Source organism: Kordia jejudonensis (genome assembly GCF_001005315.1).
GTDB classification, from domain to species: Bacteria; Bacteroidota; Bacteroidia; order Flavobacteriales; family Flavobacteriaceae; genus Kordia; species Kordia jejudonensis.
Genome location: NZ_LBMG01000109.1, coordinates 1 through 3,441 on the forward strand (window position 1 = coordinate 1; position 3,441 = coordinate 3,441).

The window sequence follows — 3,441 nt, forward strand, 5'->3', positions numbered from 1 at the left end:
AACGTTCTACACAAATTGGTACAAACGTTTCATCTGTAACTCCTTTTTCACGTAAGTAGTGTGCAAATTGATTCGATTGTTCATCAAGTTCTTGATAGGTTAGTTTTTCATCTTTGAACACGATTGCCGTTGCATTTGGCGTTTTAGCAACTTGTGCTTCGAATAAGCTCCTGATGGTAGCTGTCTGCGTATATTCTACGGAAGTGGTATTGAACAAGTCCAATAATTCCGTATGTTCATCAGTCGTCAGATATTCTAAATCGCCAATGTATTCCGCGCCATGTAAGAAGCTTTTCAGTAGCGTTTGCAAGTGATTTTTGATACGTTCTACATCTTTTGTTGCCAATATAGAAGCGTTATAATCTATTTTGAAATTGAGCGTATTTGTCAATACAGATTCAATTGTGATAGGATAGTTTGTCTTTTCATTCACATCCATGGAAGTCGTTTCTAGGCTTTGCTCTTGATTGCCCGATTCGTCCACAGGATAGTTTTCAAATACAAATAGCGTATCGAAAAATTCATCTTGTACGCCACTCCATTTTTTTACATCGCTTAATGCGCTGTATTGATATTCTCGTGATTCCGTATGTCCTTTTTGGATATCTGTTAGAAAGTTGTTTATCAGCATTTTATCAGCTACCGTGGCTTGTAACGGAATGGTATTGATGTATAATCCGATGCGTTTTTCAGTGTTTTCAAAGTCAGAAGGACGACCAGAAACCGTGACGCCATATACGACAGATTCTTTTGCGGCATATTGTGCTAATAGGTATGCCCACGCACCTTGAATAAGTGTATTTGCTGTGATATGATTGGCTTTGCAGTAGTCTTTTAGTTGCGTTGTAAATGAAGCATCAAACGAGAGATAATCGCTTTTGAAATCGCCAATTCCTTTGTTTCGTTCTTCTTTCGTATTGATGAATGGCAACAGTATTCCTGCTTCTATGGGCGCCAAATAGTTTGTCCAATACGCTTCTTCTTCTTTGGTGTCTTTTGCGCGAATGTATTGAATGTAATCTTGGTATGTATCTTCTTTTTTAGCTGTTGGACTGTTTCCTTGCTGTAAGTTTTCGTAGGTTTCTAGCAGATCGTTCATAAGAATTGGCATAGACCAACCATCGAGAATGATGTGATGATATGTCCAAATCATTGTATAGTTTCCGTTTGGTAACTGCACGAGTGTGATTCGCATTAAAGGTGGCGCATTGAAGTTGAATTTCCTTTTTTGATCTTCTGCTATGAATGTGTTGACTTTTTGTGTGATTTCCGTATTTGAAAATTGTGTAAAATCGACGATAGTTATCGGCATTGCAACCGAATTGTATACCGCCTGAATTGGAGTACTAAGGTTTTGATAGTAGAATCCGCTTCGTAGAATACTGTAGTTTTTGAGAACATGGTTACAGGCTTTTTCAAAGATTTCGATGTTCAAATTTTCTGGGAATCCCATGATGATTTGATTTGTGTATGAAATAGAATCATCGTCATAGAGTCCGTGAAATAGCATTCCTTCTTGCATGGGACTGAGTTCGTACACCGAAGTGATTTGATCCGCCTTTTTTCCAGCAGTTTCAAAAAATGTATCTAATTCTTTGTAGTTTATTTTTCCGTGCAATTCGTAATCGGAAGGTGTTTTAACGATAGCTGTTTCTGCGACACAGTGCGCTATGATTGCTTCTAAAACATTGATATATGCAGTTCCAATTGCTTTAATGGTTTCCGCATTGTACGATTTTTTTGAGTATTCAAATGATAGTTGCAATTCGCCATCTGCGATAAAGCTATTTACATTTAAACGTGTTTTGTGTGGTGTATTTTTGTGTAAGTTTTCTCCAGGAGATTCATTAGCCGCGCTCAACCATGTATTTTCGCTCAGTGTATTGTCTAATTGTCCCAAATAATTAAATTCAATATCCCAAGTACTGTTGGCAAGTTTTTCTTGCAAAGCTGTATCCGTACTCATGTAGCGCAATATTCCGTAGCCAATTCCTTTTTCTGGTACTTCCCGAAGTTGCTCTTTTGTCGATTTTATAAGGTCTGGTATTGTGTTTTCATTGGAAGCTTTTAGTACTAGCGGATATACATTTGTAAACCATCCGACCGTATTACTGATGTCTATTTCTTCAAATATGTCTTCGCGTCCATGACCTTCTACGCCAATTGTAATGGTATCTACTGAAAATTGCGTTGTTACACTTTGTACCAAAGCACTCAGTAGAATATCGTTCATTTCGGTTGTGTAAGTCGTGTGTACTTCTTTTAGCAATGCTTGTGTTGCCGTTTTGTGTAACGATATTCTGAAATTTTCCAAATCGTTTAGTGTGGAAACTTCATGTTCATGATCTACAGGAAGTGCTGTGAAATTGTTGGCGATGGTTTCCCAATAGTATTTTTGAGTTGCCATACGATTGCTGTTCGCGTAGCTTGCTAATGCATTACTAAATTGACGATACGAACTGCCTTTTTTCCCAAGTTGAATCGGTTTTCCTGCCGTGATTTGTTGTAAACTTTCATTGATGTCGTCTAAGATGATTCGCCAAGAAACACCATCTATAGTTAAGTGATGTGCTACAATGAAAAGTCTGTTTTGTTGCGTTGCGACTGGCGTTTCCATGTAGACAAATTTTACAACGTCCGCAGTTTCTAGTGTAAAACTGTCTTGATAGTATTTACAGATTTCCGTGATGTTACCAGCGAGTTCTTTTTGCGGTGTATCTACAAGATTTTTATGATGTAAAGGCGTTATTTTTTGTGTGTATCGTTGTGTCCAAGCATCATTTATTTTTTCAAATGCCAATCGGAATGTATCATGACGTTCTACAAGTGCTTGTACAATTGTGGCGATATTTTCTTTTGAAACTGTTTTTTCTACGCTTAATAATAGTGATTGATTGTAATGCTTCATTTCTGGATATTCGTCTTCGAAGAATAATCGTTGAATTGGGAGCATTTCAAATTCGCCTTCTAACATTCCTTGCTCACTGATTGTGTGTTGTTTGGTTTTTGTTTGAAGATAGTCTGATAGTTTCCGAATGGTTTGTCGTTCAAATACATCTTTGGGAGCGAATGCAAATCCTGCTCTTTTTGCTCTGCTGACCAATTGAATTGTGATGATAGAATCGCCTCCTAATTCAAAGAAATTGTCATCAATTCCAATTTTTGGAATGTTGAGCAAGTTTTGCCAAAGTGTTACTAAACTTGTTTCGAGTTCGTTACGTGGCGCTTTGTAGTTTTCTTCCAATACACCTGAAATATCTGTGTCAGGCAATGCTTTTCTATCTATTTTTCCACTTGGCGTGAGTGGCATGGTGTCCATTTCTATGAAGATTGATGGAATCATGTGTGCTGGCAAACGTGCTTCTAAGTAACTTTTTAGTCCCTCTTTTGTGTACGATTCGTTTACTTCAATGTAACCAACCAAACGTTTTCCAACAGTTG

General features: G+C 37.5%; 1 protein-coding gene. It reads right to left on the reverse strand.

The window, feature by feature from the left end:
* On the reverse strand, window positions 1–3,441 hold a 3,441-nt coding region (locus AA089_RS22745), incomplete at both ends, for a condensation domain-containing protein (protein WP_046759327.1).